13 protein-coding genes are annotated in these 18986 nt (G+C 56.2%); 4 read left to right on the top strand and 9 right to left on the bottom strand.

The genetic code is table 11. The annotated features are described in order from the left end of the window. Nucleotides 1–16: 16 nt before the first annotated feature. From AC2A6O_RS00845 to AC2A6O_RS00835, 3 genes are all read left to right on the top strand, one after another. Nucleotides 17–1921, top strand: a complete 1905-nt coding sequence (locus tag AC2A6O_RS00845) for an adenylate/guanylate cyclase domain-containing protein (protein WP_498925372.1) — start codon at nucleotides 17–19, stop codon at nucleotides 1919–1921. Nucleotides 1922–2200: 279 nt separating this feature from the next. Further along, nucleotides 2201–4021, top strand: coding sequence for a M23 family metallopeptidase (locus tag AC2A6O_RS00840; protein ID WP_498925371.1), 1821 nt, complete (start codon nucleotides 2201–2203; stop codon nucleotides 4019–4021). A gap of 107 nt (nucleotides 4022–4128) precedes the next feature. Then, on the top strand, nucleotides 4129–4425 hold the full coding sequence (locus tag AC2A6O_RS00835) for a PAAR domain-containing protein (protein ID WP_148587091.1): 297 nt from the start codon (nucleotides 4129–4131) through the stop codon (nucleotides 4423–4425). Nucleotides 4426–4519: 94 nt separating this feature from the next. On the opposite strand, the gene tssH is transcribed toward AC2A6O_RS00835, so the two are convergent. The 9 genes from tssH to AC2A6O_RS00790 form a co-directional block, all read right to left on the bottom strand. Next, entirely contained in the window at nucleotides 4520–7327 is a 2808-nt protein-coding gene (gene tssH, locus AC2A6O_RS00830; protein WP_148587090.1) for a type VI secretion system ATPase TssH, read from the bottom strand. 26 nt (nucleotides 7328–7353) lie between these two features. Next, a complete protein-coding gene (tssG, locus tag AC2A6O_RS00825; protein ID WP_498925370.1) occupies nucleotides 7354–8970 on the bottom strand; it encodes a type VI secretion system baseplate subunit TssG in 1617 nt (538 codons plus the stop codon). Further along, nucleotides 8934–10931, bottom strand: a complete 1998-nt coding sequence (tssF, locus tag AC2A6O_RS00820) for a type VI secretion system baseplate subunit TssF (protein WP_498925369.1) — start codon at nucleotides 10929–10931, stop codon at nucleotides 8934–8936. The genes tssG and tssF overlap by 37 nt, the downstream gene beginning before the upstream one ends. Continuing rightward, nucleotides 10928–11560 (bottom strand): type VI secretion system baseplate subunit TssE, encoded by a 633-nt coding sequence (tssE, locus tag AC2A6O_RS00815; RefSeq protein ID WP_498925368.1) that lies wholly within the window; start codon nucleotides 11558–11560, stop codon nucleotides 10928–10930. The genes tssF and tssE overlap by 4 nt, the downstream gene beginning before the upstream one ends. A 63-nt stretch (nucleotides 11561–11623) precedes the next feature. Beyond that, nucleotides 11624–12160, bottom strand: a complete 537-nt coding sequence (locus AC2A6O_RS00810; RefSeq protein ID WP_498925367.1) for an Hcp family type VI secretion system effector — start codon at nucleotides 12158–12160, stop codon at nucleotides 11624–11626. Between the two features lie 154 nt (nucleotides 12161–12314). After that, nucleotides 12315–13838 carry a type VI secretion system contractile sheath large subunit gene (tssC, locus tag AC2A6O_RS00805; protein ID WP_148587085.1) on the bottom strand — a complete coding sequence of 508 codons (1524 nt, stop codon included), beginning with the start codon at nucleotides 13836–13838 and terminating at the stop codon, nucleotides 12315–12317. Continuing rightward, a complete protein-coding gene (tssB, locus tag AC2A6O_RS00800) occupies nucleotides 13839–14393 on the bottom strand; it encodes a type VI secretion system contractile sheath small subunit (RefSeq protein WP_148587084.1) in 555 nt (184 codons plus the stop codon). It abuts the gene before it with no gap. Nucleotides 14394–14663: 270 nt separating this feature from the next. Continuing rightward, on the bottom strand, nucleotides 14664–15947 hold the full coding sequence (locus AC2A6O_RS00795) for a type VI secretion system protein TssA (protein ID WP_498925366.1): 1284 nt from the start codon (nucleotides 15945–15947) through the stop codon (nucleotides 14664–14666). A gap of 116 nt (nucleotides 15948–16063) precedes the next feature. Beyond that, the gene (locus tag AC2A6O_RS00790) at nucleotides 16064–16753 is read right to left on the bottom strand and encodes an OmpA family protein (RefSeq protein WP_498925365.1); all 690 of its coding nucleotides are present in this window, start codon (nucleotides 16751–16753) and stop codon (nucleotides 16064–16066) included. Between the two features lie 391 nt (nucleotides 16754–17144). Here AC2A6O_RS00790 and AC2A6O_RS00785 point away from each other — a divergent pair, with 391 nt between their 5' ends. Next, nucleotides 17145–18971, top strand: coding sequence for a type VI secretion system Vgr family protein (locus AC2A6O_RS00785; protein ID WP_498925364.1), 1827 nt, complete (start codon nucleotides 17145–17147; stop codon nucleotides 18969–18971). Nucleotides 18972–18986: the final 15 nt, after the last annotated feature.

The raw sequence follows: 18986 nt of genomic DNA, 5'->3' as shown, positions 1-18986 counted from the left end.
ATTTGCGGACGCAGCCATGGGACGAAAGCAGCTCATCTTTCTCATCGCATTCGTTGCGGTGGGGGCTGGCATCGCCATCGGTTTATCCGCCCAAAAGGCCATCTGGGAAGGGTGGGTGACAGACCGCCTGTTCCAGATCAAGGCCCTCTTGCACAATAAGGAGCAGGCAGAACCTGCGCCTGTGGTGGTGGTCGGTCTTGACCAAAAAGCCCTCAACTCCGACCGGCTGGCGCCTATACCGCGGGTTCTGATGACCCCGGTTCTGGCGGAAGCCGGGCAAGCGATGTTGAACGCCGGGGCAGTGGCGCTGGGCTATGATTTCGTGTTCGCCTACAGCGCAGATGGTTTTGTGGATCCCAGCACCGGCGAAGCAAGGTTGAAAGGGTTTGACCAGCCATTTCAGCGGTTTCTCTATCAGAACCGGGGCAAGGTCTTTATTGCGCATACCGAAATAGGCGTGCCCCAACGCATGTTTTCCGCTGCGGCCGGTGAGGGAGGGGTGAGGTCGGTCATCGTATCGACGGATAGCGACGGTGTGGTGAGACGGCACGAGCCGCAGTTGCCTCTCGGCGCCTCACCCCATTTGATCGATGCGCTGCTCGGCATTGCGGAGGCAGAGGTCACTGAAACCTACATTCCGGTTCCCTCAGCCCGCTTGGCAACCTCCATTCCATATCTTTCCCTGATCGATGTCTTGCAGCTTTTGGAAAGTGAGGAAGGCAGACAGGAATTGGCCCGGTTTGCCGAAGGTCGTATCGTGCTGTTTGGCGGGCTGCTGCCTTATGAAGACGAGCACCTGTTTTCCGACCGTTTTCTGCCGCATAACGCAGGCGAGCAGGCGGAAACAGGACCAAGCGGACGGCCTCGGGTGCAGCCTCAAACGGCTGGTGTGTTCGTACTGGCCGATTTCATCGGTGCTCCGCTGGCTGGCGAGATCGTGACCGAGCCGCCTGCCGGGTTTGTTCCGGCTATTGCGGTGCTGTTCGCAGTGATCGGCACCCTTGCTGGCCTCTCCCTGCCATTGTTCGTTTTGCCCTTTGTTGTCGTGGGCGGTGTACTCTGCGGCCTCGGGGTCAGCCTTGGCGGCATCGAATTTGGGATGTTTCTTTCACCGGGTGTCGCGCCGGTTGCCTTTGTCTCCGCAACCGTTGTCGCCGCTGTCGGAAAAGTTGGCATCCTGCAACGCCGTCAAAGATCTCTGGTCAGGCTCTTCGGTCACTACCTTGCACCCGATGTCATCAAGCTGATGGCGAGTTCAGAACAATTGCCGGCGCTTGGAGGGGAGACCAGGCATGTTGTCGTGGCTTTCATCGACATCGTCGGCTTTACCAAGATGTCGGAGAAGCTCGCGGATCAGGACGTGGTGCGCGTGGTAAACTCCTGTTTCGACAGGATCGGGCAGGTGATTACCGCCCATCAGGGGTACATCGACAAATACATCGGCGATGCCATCATGGCGGTCTGGAACGCACCCAATACGGTCGATCACCCTGAACAATCGGCCGTCGACGCCGCGACAGAAATCATAAATCTGCTCGACCGGTTACGGGAAATCACCGGTCAACCGCCCCTGGACTTGCGTATTGCGCTGAATGCAGGACCGGTCCTGGTCGGTGATATTGGCGGCGAACATCGCCGTTCCTTCACGGTTATGGGAACGACCGTCAACACGGCCAGCCGGGTTGAATCCGTTGCAAAGGACCAGAAGGTTCGTCTGGCGGTCAGCCAGACGGTCGCTGAGAAACTGCCCGGGTCCTATCCGGTTTCGGAGATCTGGCGGGGGCAGTTGCGTGGTCTCAGTTCCGACATTTGTGTTTACACCCTGGACCTTCCTGAAATGTACATGGAGCCGGAAGATGCGCGGGTGAAAGCCGGGGAAGAGCAGAGCAGGAGCAAGCTGGTGACCTTTCCACGTTCCTGAGGAAGTTCCTTCAATCACAGCATTTTTTGCATCTTTTCCAATCATCCGGCATGATCGGATAACTGTTTTCGGCAGCCTGAGCAGCTAAGGCGCTGCGCTTAAGGTCTCACTATGGTCCAATGGTCTGATAACCAAAATCCGGGTGCAAATCGCCCTGAGTTTGACAGGACCGTTATCCGTCCGTCGCACAAGGGCCCTCCAGCAGCCAGTTCTGCCGGCAACGGGTCGGAGAAGCCAGCCACTTCAACTGAAAAAGCAGCGGCTCCAAAACGGTCTCCCGTGATTCTCTATGCCGCACTGGCAATAGGCTTTCTCGTGCTGGGCGGCGCTGCAGGAGGGATTGCGCACCTGATTTCCACCGGCGCGATTTCCCTCTCACCGCCTGAGGAAGCAGGACCGCAGCAAACCGCCGACACGCTGGCGAGGAGTTCGGAAACGGAAAATGCTCCGCCACAAGATCCTGAGGACACTGGTGGCGCTGACCAGCCCCTTGAACAGGAGGGTGAGAATGCGGCACTGACCAACGAGGAGGATCTCGACGTCCCGGCTGACCCGTTTTTTGATATGGCTTTGTCAGCCGTCATTCCGTTGGCAGGAGACCCGGTACTCTTGAAAGACGGTGCTGCCAACCGGCGCATCGATCTGTCGGAACGGCCGGTACCTGCTGCTGCAATCGGCGACGGTTCAGCATCAGTGCCATCTGCCGCGGCGTACATTCTCGACAGTCAGATGCTGGACGATGATGGCAATCTGGTTATTCGGGCCCCTGGCAGCGAAGCGGACTTTCAATTCGGTAATTTCGGCGGTGGCGACGAGGCTGAGGGCATTGTCGTTGAAGAAGACGCCCGTCCTGCGGATGATAGTTCACCCGACTTGCCGGTGTTCTTGAAACCGTCGACCGACACGCTGAACCTTTATCTGACCGAGCGTCCGATCGGCCAGGGACGGAGTCGGATCGAAGTTCGCGAGGAGGTGGAAAAGCCTGGCTCACTCAAGGACTTTCTAAAAGGCAAAGGCTTTGACGAGGAGGTCCTCGAGCCGCTGGTGAAATTTGTCCGGGACCGTTTTGATAAAGCTGATTTGATCGTGGGCGATAAAATCGCCGTACGTGGCGTTCGTATGCCGAACAAGCTGGGCCGGATCGGCGACTACTACCGGCCTGTGCAGCTATCGATTTACACGCGCGAAGGATACCTTGGGACAGCTGCATATTCAGTCGGCCGAGATGGGGACGGTTATGTCGCTGGCGCCGATCCCTGGTTCGGCAAGACCATCGTTGCGGAGAGACCTTCGGGTGAGGAGGCCAAGCAACCTGCCAACACTCATCGCCTGATCGACGGGCTTTATGCAACTGCGGTCCGCAATGCTGTGCCCGCTTCTATCGTGGGCGAGGCAATCGCGTATCTCGCTCCGATGACCGACCTCAAGAGGGCGATCAAACCGGACGAAAGGGTCACGCTTGTTTTCACGGACACCGCCCGGGACGAGAAGCGTGGTGGTGGCAGGGTGCTCTTTGCTGGTGTTCGGCGGGGAGACGATTGGTCAGTTCGCTGCTACGTGCTCAAGGCACCTGGCAATCGCGGTTTTGCCTGTGTGAACGAAGGCGGCAAGGTCAGCCTGTCGGGTGCGATGCTTGTGCCGGTGAAAGGTGTCCTGACCTCAAAATTCGGGTTGAGGTTTCATCCGATCAAGAAGACCGAACGCCTTCACGCCGGGGTCGATTGGGCAGCTCCCACCGGAACTGCGATTCACGCGGCATTTTCCGGAAAGGTCACTTACCGTGATGTCCGCGGAGGCTACGGCAATTTCATTGAACTCACCCATAAGGGCGGCATCACAAGCCGCTATGCGCATATGCATGAGTTTGCCGACGGTATTCAGCTTGGATCGGTTGTCCAGGCTGGCGATCTGATCGGATATGTGGGAACCACGGGACTTTCCACCGGCCCGCACCTGCATTTTGAAATCAGGCACAACGGCGAACCGACAGATCCGCTGGCCTTCGAAATGGAAACCGGAGCAGATTCACCGCAGTCTGTCGGAAGCAAAGATCTTAAAGATTATCGGACGGTGATCGCCGACATTCTGAGTGCGCAATGAAACAGGACTTGCGCAAGCGCTGAAATGCACCAGACTGTGATCCATGTCCCAGTAATTTTTGCAGGAAAGTTCATTCTGGCAAGAGCGTAACAGCACACGAGGCCGCCATGACAAAACCAGCTGCCCGACTGGGCGACTTACATATGTGTTCGATGACGCCTGTCCCTCCCGGACTGCCGATCGCACCACCTTGCAAGATCAATGTTCTGATCGGCATGCGTCCTGCCGCGAGAATGACGGATCTATGTGTCTGTGTCGGTCCACCACCGGCAAATGTTGATCCCATCGTAATGGGGTCTATGACGGTTTTCCTCGGAATACTTCCGGCTGCACGCATGGGTGACCCAACACTCAAGGGCGGGATGATTACCACGGGTGACTTCACCGTCCTGATCGGTGGCTGACTTCAGGTTTTCAATAATCTGAGAAATTTCTACCGCACAGATTCGAAGCGCCGGACAGGTATAAATTCCTGTCCGGCGTTTTCTGTTCGATCCATCAGCTTTCCGGTTCGATTTCGATACCGGTCTCTGTGGCCTTCAAGGTAACGCTTTTCAACTCCTCACCGTTCATCTGCGCAGTCAGGAACGCGCGCGAGAGTTTGGGCAGAAGATCGTTGGTCAGAATGTTATCGATCATGCGCCCGCCACTATCCGGATCGCGGCACAGCGATACGATGTAACTCACAACATCTTCACCATAGTTCAGCATGGCGCCCCGGTTCTGCTTGACCCGTTTGACAATGCGGTTGAGCTGCAGCCGGACAATAAACCCGAGCATCGAAGGCGATAGCGGATAATAGGGTATGGTCACGATACGGCCGAGCAGGGCCGGGGGGAACACGTCGAGCAAAGCTGGTCTCAGGGTCTCCGCAAGCTTTTCCGGATCGGGTGCATTGGGGTCAGTCGCCGCGAGTTCCGGATCACTGGAAACCGGCGCATCCAGCATATGGCTTGCCGCATTCATGATGATGTCGGTGCCGACATTCGAGGTCAGCAATATCAAGGTGTTGCGGAAGTCGATCTTCCGGCCCATGCCGTCTTCCATCCAGCCCTTGTCGAAAACCTGGAAGAAAATTTCATGAACATCCGGGTGAGCTTTTTCGACCTCGTCCAGGAGGACTACCGAATAAGGCTTGCGGCGCACCGCCTCGGTCAACCGCCCGCCTTCGCCATAGCCTACATATCCTGGAGGAGCGCCTTTAAGACCGGAAACTGAATGCGCTTCCTGGAACTCCGACATGTTAATGGTGATCAGGCTTTCTTCACCACCGTAAAGTGTTTCTGCAAGCGCAAGCGCGGTTTCGGTCTTGCCGACACCGGAAGGACCGCACAGCATGAACACCCCGATGGGTTTGTCCGGATTGCCCAACTGGGCACGGCTGGTTTCGATGCGCTTCGAGATCATCGCCAGCCCGTGAGCCTGACCGATCACCCGTTTGTTGAGACTGTCCGTGAGCGAAAGGATCGTTTGCATTTCATCTTGCACCATCCTGCCGACAGGAACGCCGGTCCAGTCGGAAATGATGCTGGCCACAGCTTCATCGTCGACATAGGCATAAACCATGCGCTCGTCTTCCGGGATTTCTGAAAGCTCCGTGCGCATGGCCACGAGGGCTTCCCGAATGGCGTCTTCGCTGGTCAGGTCGACATCGAGATCAAGCTCGATCTCATCGATAGAAACGAGAGCAGGCTTGTCGTCCTGCGGATCTTCGATTTCCTCGCTTTCCGGGTGAGGCGCAGGATCACCGCCGCGCAGCTTTGCGAGTGCAGCATTCAGGCGCCGGATGCCGGCAACAAGTTTGCGTTCGTTTTCCCATTGCGTGCGGACAGTCTCGATATCGCGTTCGGTTTCCGCAATCGCATCGGAAAGAGCGTCGAGCTGTTCCTGATTTTCCATGCCCAGTTCGGCGTCGTTCGTAAGGGCCTTTTTCTCGGTCTCCAGAAAGCCTTTCCTTGCAACCAGGTCCAGCAATCGGGCGGGCTGTGCGGCTTGCGAGATATTGACCCGTGCCGAGGCAGTGTCCAGAACACTCACTGCCTTGTCCGGCAACTGGCGCGCTGGAATGTAACGGTGGGACAACGACACGGCAGAGCGAACAGCACTGTCCAGAATGCGAACCTGGTGATGATCTTCCATCGGGCCGAGAAGGCCACGCACCATGGCAAAGCATTTCTCTTCGTCAGGTTCATCAACCTGAACCGGCTGAAAACGGCGGGTCAGGGCCGGGTCTTTTTCAAAATGCTGTCGGTACTCCGACCAGGTCGTGGCAGCGACGGTTCTGAGTGTGCCGCGCGCAAGCGCGGGCTTCAGAAGGTTGGCGGCATCACCTGTTCCCGCTGCGCCGCCGGCGCCGATCAGCGTGTGCGCTTCATCAATGAACAGAATCGTCGGGACGATGGACCCGTGAACCGCATCAATCACCGCACGCAACCGCTTCTCGAACTCGCCTTTCATGGAGGCGCCAGCCTGAAGCAGTCCAAGGTCCAGGGCACAAAGACGTGTGCCCAAGAGTGCAGGGGGAACGTCCCCGGCGACAATTTTCTGCGCGAAGCCCTCAACGATAGCCGTTTTGCCAACGCCGGCTTCCCCAGTCAGGATTGGGTTGTTCTGGCGGCGACGCATCAAGACGTCGATGACCTGACGAATTTCCTCGTCCCGTCCCACGATTGGGTCGAATTCCTCGGCGCGTGCGCGGGCAGTGAAATCCACTGTGAACTGGCTGAGCGCATCTTCTCCAGGACCGCCCGCGGACAGGGGCTCCGATCCCGGCTCGCCGGAGGCTGAACCGGGAACAGGGCCGGAGCCATCGATTGGCCGGGCCCGTACTTCGCCGGAAGATCCGGCAATGGCATCCAGTTGGCTCTCTATTTCATCGTGCTTGAGCTTGTTGAGAGCTTTAGACAGCCGGAAAAGCTGCGTCCGCGTGCTCTCGTCCCCAAGGATTGCAAGAAGCACGTAGGCTGTCCGTATCTTGTAGTCGCCGTGGGTAAGCGTTCCAACGAACCAGGCTCCCTGCAAGGCTTCGCGAAAGGGCTTCGACATTGTGGGGAGTTCGGTTTGATTGATCTTCAGTTCCGCGAGGGCAGCCTGCAGATCCTTGTCAACGGCACTCAAATCGACATCGAAATGGCGAAGAATATGAAACAGGTCGGAATTTTCGTTCCGGATCAGATAATAAAGCCAGTGGAGCAATTCGAGATGCCTGTGGCCGGCATCCTTGGTAAGCCGCATGGCCTTGTCCAGGCTTTCGTAGGCAACCGAGTTAATTTTGCTGGTAACTTTTTCAACCGTAATGTCACTCATAATTTCCGGTCCTTCGGACTTGAGACCTATTGATAGACGGTAGTGTGGCGGCGCACTGGCCGGAAACGGGTGTCGGTAAGCATGTCTTCTTCCTCTGCCTCCGGGGTGGCATCATCGCCGGATCCGGAAACAGCAGGCTTCAGCCAACCGATATGTCCCAGTGTTGCAGAATTGGTCGCATCCATCCGAACGGAAGACGCGCATCTCTTGGGCAGGGCCAACTCGATTTCGTATTCGATCTCGAGGCCAAGATAAAAATCGATGAGGTCAAATAGTTTTTCTGTCCATGGATTGGGTTTAACCCGTGTTGGCGGAAGAAACTTCCGGTATTCCTCCAATGTGCTGGTAAAAATTCTGATCCGGATCTTGTCGCTAACACTGTAGACTTTTGATCCCACAATGGTGTCGGCGCCAAGTTGCCCGGCACCTCCCGGGCCGAAACCACCCAGCTTGAGCTGATCATCCTTATCCAGATGAAGCCACGTTCCCACGCACTGATCGATTTCCACCTTCACGTCGAAAACACCCGTGATGAGGGCTTTTAAACGGGCAGCGCTTTTTGTCTTTGGCGACATAAGCCCGCCATAGAGCAGCTTGAGCCGGTCATCTATCCTGTCGAGATCGCGGTAGATGGGAGAGCCGATACCAATTGTCGAGCCGAGGTAGGCAAGGAACCGGTCATCGTCTGGCCGGTCATGCTGTACGATTGGTCGCGCATCCGCCCATGCGCGGTAAAACAATTGCACGAAGCGATTGTTGAACATGTCCAGGAACCGCGGAAAGCTGTCTTCGCCCTTCAGCCCGCTCATAATCGCTTCGTCGGTATAGGCGGAGGGAAGGGCGCCTTGCGGGCCGAGCATGCCGAGGAAACGCTCCAGCAATACGAGCCCGCCGTCACCGTCACGCGTAGCGCGTTCTATTGTGGACGTCGCGAACTCGCTCGACGGATCCTGGCCGAAGCGAACGATGTCTTCCATCATGCGCCGACTCTTGCCGATCCTGGGAGGGGCAGGTTCTTCGGCGTTCTTGGGTTTCACGCCAGGCTCGGAATGTCCGGGTGCTGTCTGCCCTTCAAGCATTCTCAGCACGGCCAGAAGGTCGTGTCCGCCGGGGTGTTTCTGGATGCGCTCAGCCAGCGCTGCGAGCAGTGAAGCGTATTGCTGTTGGACAGGGACTTCGATACGAGGCGCTTCCGGCAGAGTTTCTTCATCTGCTGGTTCTGTCGTGGGAGGCAAGGCTTGCGTGTGCAGGTCCTCGCCAGCTTTCTCCGGGGCTGCATCGTTCTCAGAAGAAACTTCTCTATCTCTCGTTTCTGGCTGATGTGGTTCGGACAAGAGAGGGGCGGCGTCGACTACTGTCGAAGCAGGCTTTGCCTGTTCAGTCGCGTGCGATTTTCCTTCATGCGATTCAATCGAGTGTTCGGGCGGGTCGTCTTCTTGAGCGACTTCGGTCCAGAGGGTGTCCGAACTGGCGGTTTCAGAGCCGTCTGCCGTCGTCGTCTCGTCTTCTTTTTCAGGCCACAGCGGAGCCTTCCGTGCAGACGATGGTACGACGGTCTTGTCTCGTGCAACGCCGGTTTTGGTCAGATCCTTGTCCGCCGGCCCAGTCATAGAATTCCTTTCGCCCCTATACGCGGCGGCCACTTCATGATTATCCCGCGCTCAGTCGTTGCGATTACGCATTGGGTGAAATGGTTGATTGAAGCGTATTCCGCCAGGAACCGGTCAAGAACAGCCCCCAACAGGAAAGCACTCGCACCTTCGAAGGCCTTGTCATCGAGCGTGATCGTGACTTCCAGACCTCTTGCAACGCCTGTTCCGGACTTTTGTTGCAAACGACGCACCACCGGCCTGGTCGATACCGACTGGACGGATTGGGCCTGACGGTCAGCAGCACTGTCTGAAAGCGGCGCGAACACGCTCAGCACATCGCGAAAGGACTGGCCGTCGCGGCCGGCAGCATCGTGAACGAGACCAGTATGGTTTAAAGCCAGAATATTGATCAGTCTCCAGGCAATCGCACCGGCATGGCCCTGTTCCCCGAGCCTTTCGTTGTAGGATAGCAGCGGCGGTCTTGGGGATGTCGGTCCGGCCACGCAGTCCACCTTGAGACCCGTATCTTCCAGGATCCGGAAATCCCCCATAGTGGACTTATCCGGATTTGTTCCCACGGGAAGATCTGCTGCGAGTGACCGGTTGGACGCCAGCACCTTCAGCGACAACTCCGAAAGGCGTTTCTTGCCTGTTTGCATGAGAGCGGCGGCCTGGGCGCCGCTGGAAATGGAGATGAAGGTTTCCGTACCAATGTAGGAGCTCGGCTGCATACGCCGGACTTCGGAAGATGACTGACGCCTCGGCAGACGGCGGATGGTATAAAACCATTCGTGGCCGGCTTTTTCAGTATCTGGAGCAACACTGTAGAGCGGTTCGACCGGGCGCTTTTCGCCGCCCGAGAAATGAGCTGACACCTCTGTAACCGCATGTACCTCGTAATCCAGCGGCCTCGTCCGGTCCGTTATGACCGCAAATTCGTGCTGTCCTTTCTTGATCGGTACCCTGTCAGTCTGCCGCTCGAAAAGATTGACGGCGGGTGCTGAATGGAGCGCGAAAATCTTACGCTCAACGTGCGCCGGCAAGCGGTTTTCTACTTCGTCAAAGACGAAGATCAAGTCGAAGGACTTGGCTTTGACCCTGTCCAGGTACCGGCGCAAGCCTGTCAGGCGGAAGCCCAGGAAACTGCGTGGAAAATTGAAATAATCGCGAAGATGGTCGAAGCCGGTGAACAGGCGCAGATCATTGTGCAGCAGGGCATCTTCTTCGTCGAAACCAAGTTGTTCGATGGCATCGACAGGCAGACGCTGCAAACTGGACTGACCGAAGGCGTCCTCGGTGCGGATGTAGAGCGCAATCGTGTGTCCAAAGATCTGCTCGTAGACCTTTGCCGCCAGATCCAGTGGCCCGATCAAGCGGACAGGAAGCGTGTCGATCCTGCAACCCGATAACTGGTACTCAGGTTTTTTCAGAGCTTCCTCGGCGGATACTTCGTTTTCCGCATCATCGGACATCCTGTGGGTCATCGAGATCGAAAGGCCCGCACGGGTCCGCCGGTCCTCGGCCATCTCGGCACCGAGACCAGACACCTGAGCCGCCGAACTCAGATACTTCGCCCCGGTGAGTTCAAGCGGAGTGAGTGTGATCGGTGAGGTGAGGGTGAACCGGCAGCGAACCTCTCCCTGCCGTTCACGGAACACAGCTTCCATGGGAGCGTGACGTTCGATCTTTATGCCATTTCGTAGATTTGCATCGCCATACTTCGGAGTGATCCGCGCAAGAACGAGAGAGGGAATCGGTGCAAGCGCGGTCGGATAGAGTTGCTCGAACAGGTTTGAGGTGAATTCGGCAAATTCGTGCTTCATTTTCAGTTGAACGCGCGCCGAAAGGAAAGCTGTGCCTTCAAGCAAACCGGACAGCATGGGGTCGGACCGGTCTTCCAACAGACCGCCCAGACGTTCAGCGACAGCCGGATAAGCCTCCGCAAACGAGGCCCCTTGTTCCCGCAGATACGTCAGTTCCTGATTGTAAAGGTCGAGAAATTCGCGGTTCATGCAGTCGCCCCGATGATCTTGATGCGGCCAAAGGCAGGATCGACGTCTGCAACGAATTCACTTGCGACCCGGATCGGATCGCATCGAATCTCAGCCTTGATGATAAATCTGACCTTGAACGTATCGCTTTCGAGACTGTCGTCGCGCTCAACCTTCAATGTGCGAGGATCCATACGAGGTTCGAAATGAACAAGTGCCTGGCGGATGTCTTCGGCGAGCCGATTGATACGGATGGTATCGACGATATGGACAGACAAGTCTGGCAGGCCGTAATTGATGATTGAACTCTCGACCTCCGGAAAGTCTGATAGGTCCTGCGCGGAATTGAGGTTGACCGTGTTGAGCAGCGCTTGAAGGTCGCGGCGGACTTCGGCAAGTAAAGCGTGCTCCGAAACACCGTAGGATCTGGAAAGTCGACGGCCGGACCTGAGTTTTTCGTGGCCCTGTGTCTCTTTTTGTTTGGCTTGAGCGGCCTTGTAGTCCGGGTCGTCCATTGCACGGAAGGCCCACATCAGCGGGGAGTGCATTTTCACATTTGATTTAGCCATCGGCCAAGCCCACGCTGACTGCTGCCTCAGAAATTCTAAAGTATGACCTTCGCGGAACTGCTTAGAGGGGCGAAATTCCACATCGCAGGTCCAAACCAAAAAAGGCTGCCGCACCGAAGCGCGGCAGCCTGACCGGCCGAAGCCTTATTTCTTTTCGTTTGCTGCAATGTCCCAGGCAAACTCGGGAGTTGCACCCTTGGAACCGTCCGGCTTCTGCTCGGTGTACATATATTTGTACTCACCGAAGTTCAGCGTAACGCTTTCCGTGATGCGGTCATCAGAGCCGCTGCCGCCGCTCGAAACGTTGGTCACGATAATGTCCTTCATTTCGAGTTTGATGTATTCCAGCGGGGTTTCACCGGCAGCCTTGCGAACGAACAGGGTGCCTTTGGCGATATGCTTGCCGGTCGACACATGCTGCAGCAGTACCGGGGTTGATTTGTCGACGAACTTGGTGACGCTCAGGTCCTGGAAATGTGCCTTGCCGGAGCCTGAACCCGAACCCATGTGGGTGGTACCGGACTGGGAGGCGCCCCACGACCAGGACAAAACGTCAATCTCATCCTTGTGGCTCTTATCCTGAGATTCGCCGTTGATGCCGTCAAGTTTCAGAAAAAAATCTACAGCCATTTTAATAAATCCTTTTGGTTGTTGAGGGCCAGGTAAATAGTCCTGGCTCAAACTCTGCTATTTCTAACAACTACCTCGGACCTCATGGTCCAAACCCCTAAGCGCATGCGCGCCATGTTCTAACCTCCGCCCGGGAAAACCGGGTTGCATCCGGTGAGGATGCTTGCCGTGGGGCGGGCTTCCGCCCCGCCGGCAATTCGTGAAATCAGTTGCCGTCTTGCGGAATGCGGGACGCCAGGCTCATGCCGATGTCCATGCCTTCCAGCTGATAGTGCGGACGAAGGAAGAACTGAGCCCGGTAATATCCGGGGTTTTCCTCGTCGGGCACGATCGTGACCTTGGCTTCCCGCAGCGGCTTGCGCGCCTTGGTTTCCTCGGTCGAATTGTCCGGATCACCATCGACGTAGTCCATGATCCAGTCGTTCAGCCAACGTTGAAGCTGCGCCGTTTCCTTGGTCGAACCGATCTTGTTGCGCACCATCACTTTCAGGTAGTGGGCGAAACGAGTGGTTGCGAACATGTAAGGCAGACGGGCGGACAGGTTGTCCGATGCCGTTGCGTCCTTGCCGTCCGGTCCGGAGAACTGGCGAGGCTTGAAGACAGACTGTGCGCCAAGAAATGCTGCCTGGTCCGTGTTCTTCCGGTGGATCAGCGGGATCAGACCCAGACGGGAGATCTCGTGTTCGCGCCGGTCGGAAATCGCAATCTCCGCAGGGCACTTCTGATCCACACCGCCATCGTCGGTTTCAAAAACGTGGGTCGGCAGATTTTCCACCAGACCGCCACTTTCGACACCGCGGATACGCACGGTCCAACCGAATTCCTTGTAGGCGCGGTTGACGTTGGTCGCCATGGCGTAAGCCGAACTCATCCAGGCGTAATTTTCGTGGCTGTCTTCGCCAAACTCTTCTTCGAAGGCGAATTCTTCCACCGGGTCGGACTTTGCTCCATATGGCTGGCGGGCCAGAACGCGCGGCATTGTCAGGCCCAGGTAACGGGCGTCTTCGGATTCCCGCAATGTCCGCCACTGAGCATGGATCTCTGTATCGAAGATCTTGGACAGGTCGCGCTTGGCGGGCAGTTCCGTCCAGCTTTCCATCTGCATTAGCTGCGGATCGGCCGCAGCCAGGAACGGTGCGTGTGCAGCCGAGGCAATCTTGGCCATGCCGCGAAGGACGGTGATGTCCTGCGGATCGTAGGAGAATTCGTAGTCCCCCACGAGGCAGCCATAGGGCTGACCACCGAGCTGTCCGAATTCGGCTTCATAGATCTGCTTGAACAGCGGGCTCTGGTCCCACTTTGCGCCACGGTAGCTCTTGAACACGCCTGCAAGTTCTTTCTTGGAGATGTTCAGGAACTGAAGCTTGAGCGACGCGTCGGTCTCGGACTGATGCACGAGGTAATCAATACCGCGCCAGGCGCTTTCCAGGGTCTGGAATTCGGGCGCATGAATGATCTCGTTCACCTGTGCCGTGAGCTTTTCGTCCAGCTTGGCAATCATCTCGTCGATCGTGTCGTAGACGTCTTCCTTGATGAGCGCCTGATCGGAAAGGGCTTCGGCAAGGAAGGTCGACATGGCGTTGTCAACCAGCTGATTGGCCGTATCGTTTTCGTTCTTGATCCGGAAATTCTGCTTCAGGATCGAGGCGAATTCCTCGGGGCTTTTTTCAACCGCGACTTCGCCGGCTGCTGCGCCACCTGCTTGGGCGCTGGTATCGGTGTTGCTCATTTATGCCTCCTCCGTGCCTTCGCCGTCTGCCGGCTTGTCGGCGGACGTTCCCTTGTCAGCTTCCATTTTCTGAGCAAGTGCCTGCATCAGGGCCGGGTCTCGCGTCAGCTCTTCCAGCTGGGAGATCGCCTGAACACGCCCGTCCATCATTGTGCGCAACGCGGCAAGGCTGCGACGTGCATCGAGCAGTTTTTTCAGGGCAGGAACCTGTTCGGCAACATGGCCCGGGGTGAAGTCGTCCATGCTTTTGAAGCGCAGCTGAACGCTCATCTTGGAGCCTTCGTCGCCGGACAGTTTGTCCTTGACGGTGAAGGAGGTGCCGGGTTCGATCGCTTCCATGCGCTTGGAAAAATTATCCATGTCGATGTCGAGAAATTTGCGATCATCGATGTCGGCTTTTTCAGCGCCTGGGTTGTCGCCGGAAAGGTCGGCCATAACGCCCATCACGAAAGGCAGCTCTACCTTTTGTTCCGCGTCAAAAGGATCTTCGTAGAAAATGTGGACCCGCGGAGGTCTGTTTCGTTTGATAAAACCTTGCCCACTGTTCGATGCCATTTTACTTGCCTTTCAGTTTTTTGACCCAGAAGAAAAAAGGTCAATTTTAATCAAAAACTATCGCGCAACTCTTTTTGTCTAATTTTCTTATTGGGTTGGCGCTGTGTTTCGTTGATATCTATGTACTTCGTTTTTGAGGGTTTGGAAGTGATGACTGTCACACTATCTATGGTTTGTATTTTTCTGAAAATATTGAGGACCCGTTGGCGTTTTGAGTCAAGTAAGAAGCTGGAAACCCAAGGTAATGGGCGGGTTGTATCTCCTGTCGGCTCAGTCCTCTTCGGGCCGCAGAAACAGGTTGAGAAGACCGGCAAATGACCCGGAACTCATGTTTTGAGCCTCATCCAGCAACAGGGGAATAGGGCTGGTGGGTTCGTTGGACGTATAGTAACCCTTGACCGCTGCAATTCCCTTCATTGCGTCGTTCCTGCTTTCGATCACCATCACGGTAAAATCGTCAATTTCACCCAGGTCCCGATCACCGCCGTCGTTCAGATCGACAAGACGGTCGTTGGAAAGCTGAAGGCCACTTGCGCCCAGTATCAAGGAAACATCGTCGAACCGGCGAGGCATCAGGATTTTCAGGGCATCCAGATAGGACTTGCCGACCAGGCCGCGCGCTTCGCGAACGAGAAAAAGAGCAGGGTGGGAAGGTTCCCGTGTGGCAAAGTATTCCTCGACCGCATCAAGAATGAGTTTCGCCTGGGCAGCGTTCTTTATTTCAGACTGAGCCGCCTGCGGGGTGGTTGCTTCTGCCGTGTTCGAATCGTCGTCTTCGGCTGAAGACGCTTCCGTCTCCTCGGGAGAGAGACGTCCGAGGCGAGTGTTCAGCTCGACATTCATCTCCTTCAGGAGAGTCGACAAGGCCTCGTAATTTGGAGGCGCGGCCTTTGCGCCGCTCGCCTTCAGCTTCTCGGTACACAGCTCGGCAATCTGCTGTAGTTCATCAGGAAGCTCGCTGAGATCCTTGAGAACTTCTTCGATGGCATCTTGTTCAAGCTCGCCAGAGGTCAGTGCGGCCTCGATGGCGCCGAGCGAAATCGTATGCTCATCCGGTCGCGGGGTCGTGTCGCCGTTGGCAATCTGAATGGCGCGATAGCTGATAGGCCCTGTTCGGCGGGTCTTGAGGAGCGGCGCAGCTTCCAGCGGAAGTATGACTGAGGGCCGATCATTGAGTGACTCTAGAGCTCCGATTCGCTCCATATGGCCGAAATCGGCGTCGCTCGGATGAACGTCGTCCCAATGGTTTTCCAGCAGCTTACGAATGATTCGAATGGCGTTTGCAAAGGTATGGACCTGCCCGCCCAACAGGCCGAACTGAGCGAGAATCACCAGCAATCTCAGGTCTCTGGACTGCTTCAGAAAACCGTCCATCTGCTTGAAGAGATCGGTGAAGTCGATCTCTGTCCGGTCGAATTCGCTGAACCGTTCAGGCAGCAGCTCCTCGCACGAATCCAGCAAAGCCGCGAAGGCAGGCTCCGTATCGTATAGGTCCGGCCCGCAGCCTGCACCCGGCGCAATCTCAGTGCCGTAGGTTTCCGGATCGAAATTCATTCGTGCTCCCCAGCCCGGTGTGCATGCCGGATCTATTTTCGGGACCGGTCCCGCTTATTGTTCAGGCAAGCCGGACCGGAAAGCTCACCGGTCCGGCGTTTTCGATGTGTGGAAAGTTACTGTTCAAGCACGAGCTTGCTCTCGACGCGGCGGTTGGCCGGGTCGTTGACGTCGGCAACCTTCGGCCGTGTTTCGCCATAGGCAACGGTCTTCAGACGTGCCCGGCTAACCCCGAGGTTCACCAGAAACTGCGTAACAGCTTGTGCCCGGTCTTCGGAGAGTCGCTGGTTGTAAGAGGCAGAGCCAATTCCATCCGTGTGGCCTTCGATGACGAAGGTGGCTTTGGCGAGATCCGGGTCGTTGATGCCCTTGGCAAACTCGCGCAGATTCGCCTGCGCGGATGGACTTAGCCGCGCCGATGCATATTCGAATGAAACCAGCAGATTGAAAGCCGCGTCGATGGCGTTGGTGTCCGGGTCGACAACAAGTGTCTGCTCGGTTTCACCGCCATCCTTGGAGACTGCAACCTGGCCGCCTTCGTTCGGTTTGGCATTCGGATTACATTCATCTCGCGTCCCGATGCACAGTGCCCGGGTTCCGCCGGCCGGCTTCAGCGAACGCGTTTTGAGTTGCTTGAAATGCTTGCTGACTTCATCGGCCGAGTAGGTGGCATCCTGGGCGAACGCAGGCGCCGAGCCCACGATCGGCAACGCTGTGGCAAGCGAAATCGAGGCGGCAAGCAAAGAGCGGCGAAGGCCGGAGCGAACGGCAGGGGCTTGAGCGAGCGAAGTTTCAAAAAGGGTCACGATTTCAATCCTCCCTTGTGGAGTGTTCAGATGCGATAGCGCATTGGGCTTTGAAATGGATCGTGCCATATGAATAAGAATAATAGTGTGGCGTAAGTCACTAAAGTGCGATTTGATGTCAGTATGTCGTTTTGCAGGCAAGAAGCAAGAGGAGAGCTTTGGGGGAGACGTGGGTGAGCTGATCTTAATATATTAAGGCGGCAGGAGCCCTTCCGACCGCAGTCGGGGAGGGGTTTACCCTCTTCGTCACAAAAGGGTTTAAAGTTCAAAATAATTGCATCAACTGTGTTGTTGAGCACACTATTTTTGCCGGAAACGCCCTAGTGTCTGAAACGTGGTAGCCGCCAGGCTGCCAGATGCTCAAAGCGCGTTATTTCCGAGGAGACTTTTCGTGGCCGTAGGACAACTCAAACAAGCCAAGCGAATGGCCGAGCTGACATCAGTCTTTGGCCAAGACGAGCTTTCCGTTGTCACCATCGAGTGCGACGAAGGACTCAGCGAAGATTTTGAGATCAGGCTTGAGGTTCTGAGTCAGAAAGAAGACCTGAATTTCGACAATGCCATCGCGACTCACATGACGGTGAAGGTCGTCACCAACAACGGTGACACGCGACATTTCGATGGTCTGTTGACCGACGCGAAATGGATGGGCTATCGAGATTCCTATTACATTTACAAATTGACACTGCGTCCCTGGTTTTGGCTGCTCACCAAGAATTCCAATTGCCGAATCTTCAAGGACATGTCCGCGCCTGAGATCATTTCTTCTGTTCTTGGGGAACACGATTTTGCCGATTTCCAGAACAAACTCACGGAAGCCTATGACCAGATCCACTATTGCGTCCAGTACAGGGAATCGGACTACGATTTCTGCTGCCGGTTGATGGAAGAATTCGGCATTTCCTATTTCTTCGAACAGCGCGACGGCAAGCACACCATGATCCTGGCGGACGCGAAATCGTCCTTCAGCTCAATCGTGGGAAGCAGCTCCATCCCCTATATTGCTCTTGGCGGTGACAGCCAGAGGAAGGAGGAGCACCTTTACCACTGGATTCCGACCCGCAAGTTCCGGACTGGAAAGTTTGCGGTCAATGACTATGATTTCGAAAAGCCGAGCGCGTTGCTGGAAGCTGAACGCGACGCCGGGGCTCGCTATCGGGCTGGGTCACTTGAAAATTACGACTATCCGGGCCGCTACACCGAAACGAACCAAGGTACCAAATTCAGCAAAATTCGCCTGGAAGCCGAACAGGCTGCCGACAAGCGAATTGAAACTGCGGGTGAAGTACCGCGTTTCTTCGCAGGCGGTCTGTTCACGCTGAAAGACCATCCCCACTCTCCGCAGAACAAGGAATACCTGATCGTGCGGGCGAGCCATCAGATCATCACCGAGCAATATCGTACCGGTGGTGGCGGGGCCCAGGGAGAGGCCTACACCGGGACATATGATGTTCTGTCTTCAGACATACCGTTCCGCTCGCCGGCAGTGACTCGCAAACCGCGGATCCCCGGTCCTCAAACGGCGAAAGTCGTGGGACAAGGCGAGATCGACGTGGACGAGTACGGCCAGATCATGGTCGAATTTCACTGGGATCGCGAGAAGACTCAGTCTCGGCGCGTGCGTGTGGCTCAGGTGTGGTCAGGCAAGAACTGGGGTGGCATCTACATCCCGCGTGTGGGTCAGGAAGTCATTGTGCAGTTCCTGGAAGGTGACCCGGATCAGCCGATCATCGTCGGGACGGTCTATAATGCCGAAAACATGCCGCCATACGATTTGCCTGGAGAGAAAAACAAGGCCGGTATCAAGTCTGATTCCACCGTTGGCGGTGGTGGATACAACGAGTTTGTGCTTGACGACACCAAGGGTCAGGAACTCATTGGGATGCATGCCCAGAAAGACATGGAGACCGTTATCGAGAATAACGAATTGCTGCATGTCAAGAATTGCCGGGAAACGAAGATCGATGTCGACCGGACAGAAAAGGTCGGCAAGAACACGACAGAAAAGATCGGCATGAATTGGAAGGTGACCGCTGGTACCCAGATTCAGTTCATCTGCGGCACAAGCAAGATCACCATGACCCCGGCGTCGATCAAGATCGAGGCATTGAAGATCGATGTGGTGGCAACGACGGCGGTGACGACGAAGGGCCTTTTCAACAACGTGAAAGCCGACGCCTTGGTCACGGTCAATGGCGCTCTTGTGAAGATCAACTGATGCATTGGTCCTTAG

The sequence above is a fragment of the Labrenzia sp. ATLA3 genome (assembly GCF_057180185.1).
Note: the sequence above shows the minus strand (reverse complement) of the source record. Positions and strands in the feature narration are given on the sequence as shown.

What these genes read in the sequence shown, in the direction of transcription:
- AC2A6O_RS00835 (WP_148587091.1), top strand. Translation starts at nt 4,129, where the DNA reads ATGACAAAACCAGCTGCCCGACTGGGCGACTTACATATGTGTTCGATG.
- AC2A6O_RS00845 (WP_498925372.1), top strand. Translation starts at nt 17, where the DNA reads ATGGGACGAAAGCAGCTCATCTTTCTCATCGCATTCGTTGCGGTGGGG.
- tssB (WP_148587084.1), bottom strand. Translation starts at nt 14,393, where the DNA reads ATGGCATCGAACAGTGGGCAAGGTTTTATCAAACGAAACAGACCTCCG.
- tssF (WP_498925369.1), bottom strand. Translation starts at nt 10,931, where the DNA reads ATGAACCGCGAATTTCTCGACCTTTACAATCAGGAACTGACGTATCTG.
- tssH (WP_148587090.1), bottom strand. Translation starts at nt 7,327, where the DNA reads ATGAGTGACATTACGGTTGAAAAAGTTACCAGCAAAATTAACTCGGTT.
- tssC (WP_148587085.1), bottom strand. Translation starts at nt 13,838, where the DNA reads ATGAGCAACACCGATACCAGCGCCCAAGCAGGTGGCGCAGCAGCCGGC.
- AC2A6O_RS00795 (WP_498925366.1), bottom strand. Translation starts at nt 15,947, where the DNA reads ATGAATTTCGATCCGGAAACCTACGGCACTGAGATTGCGCCGGGTGCA.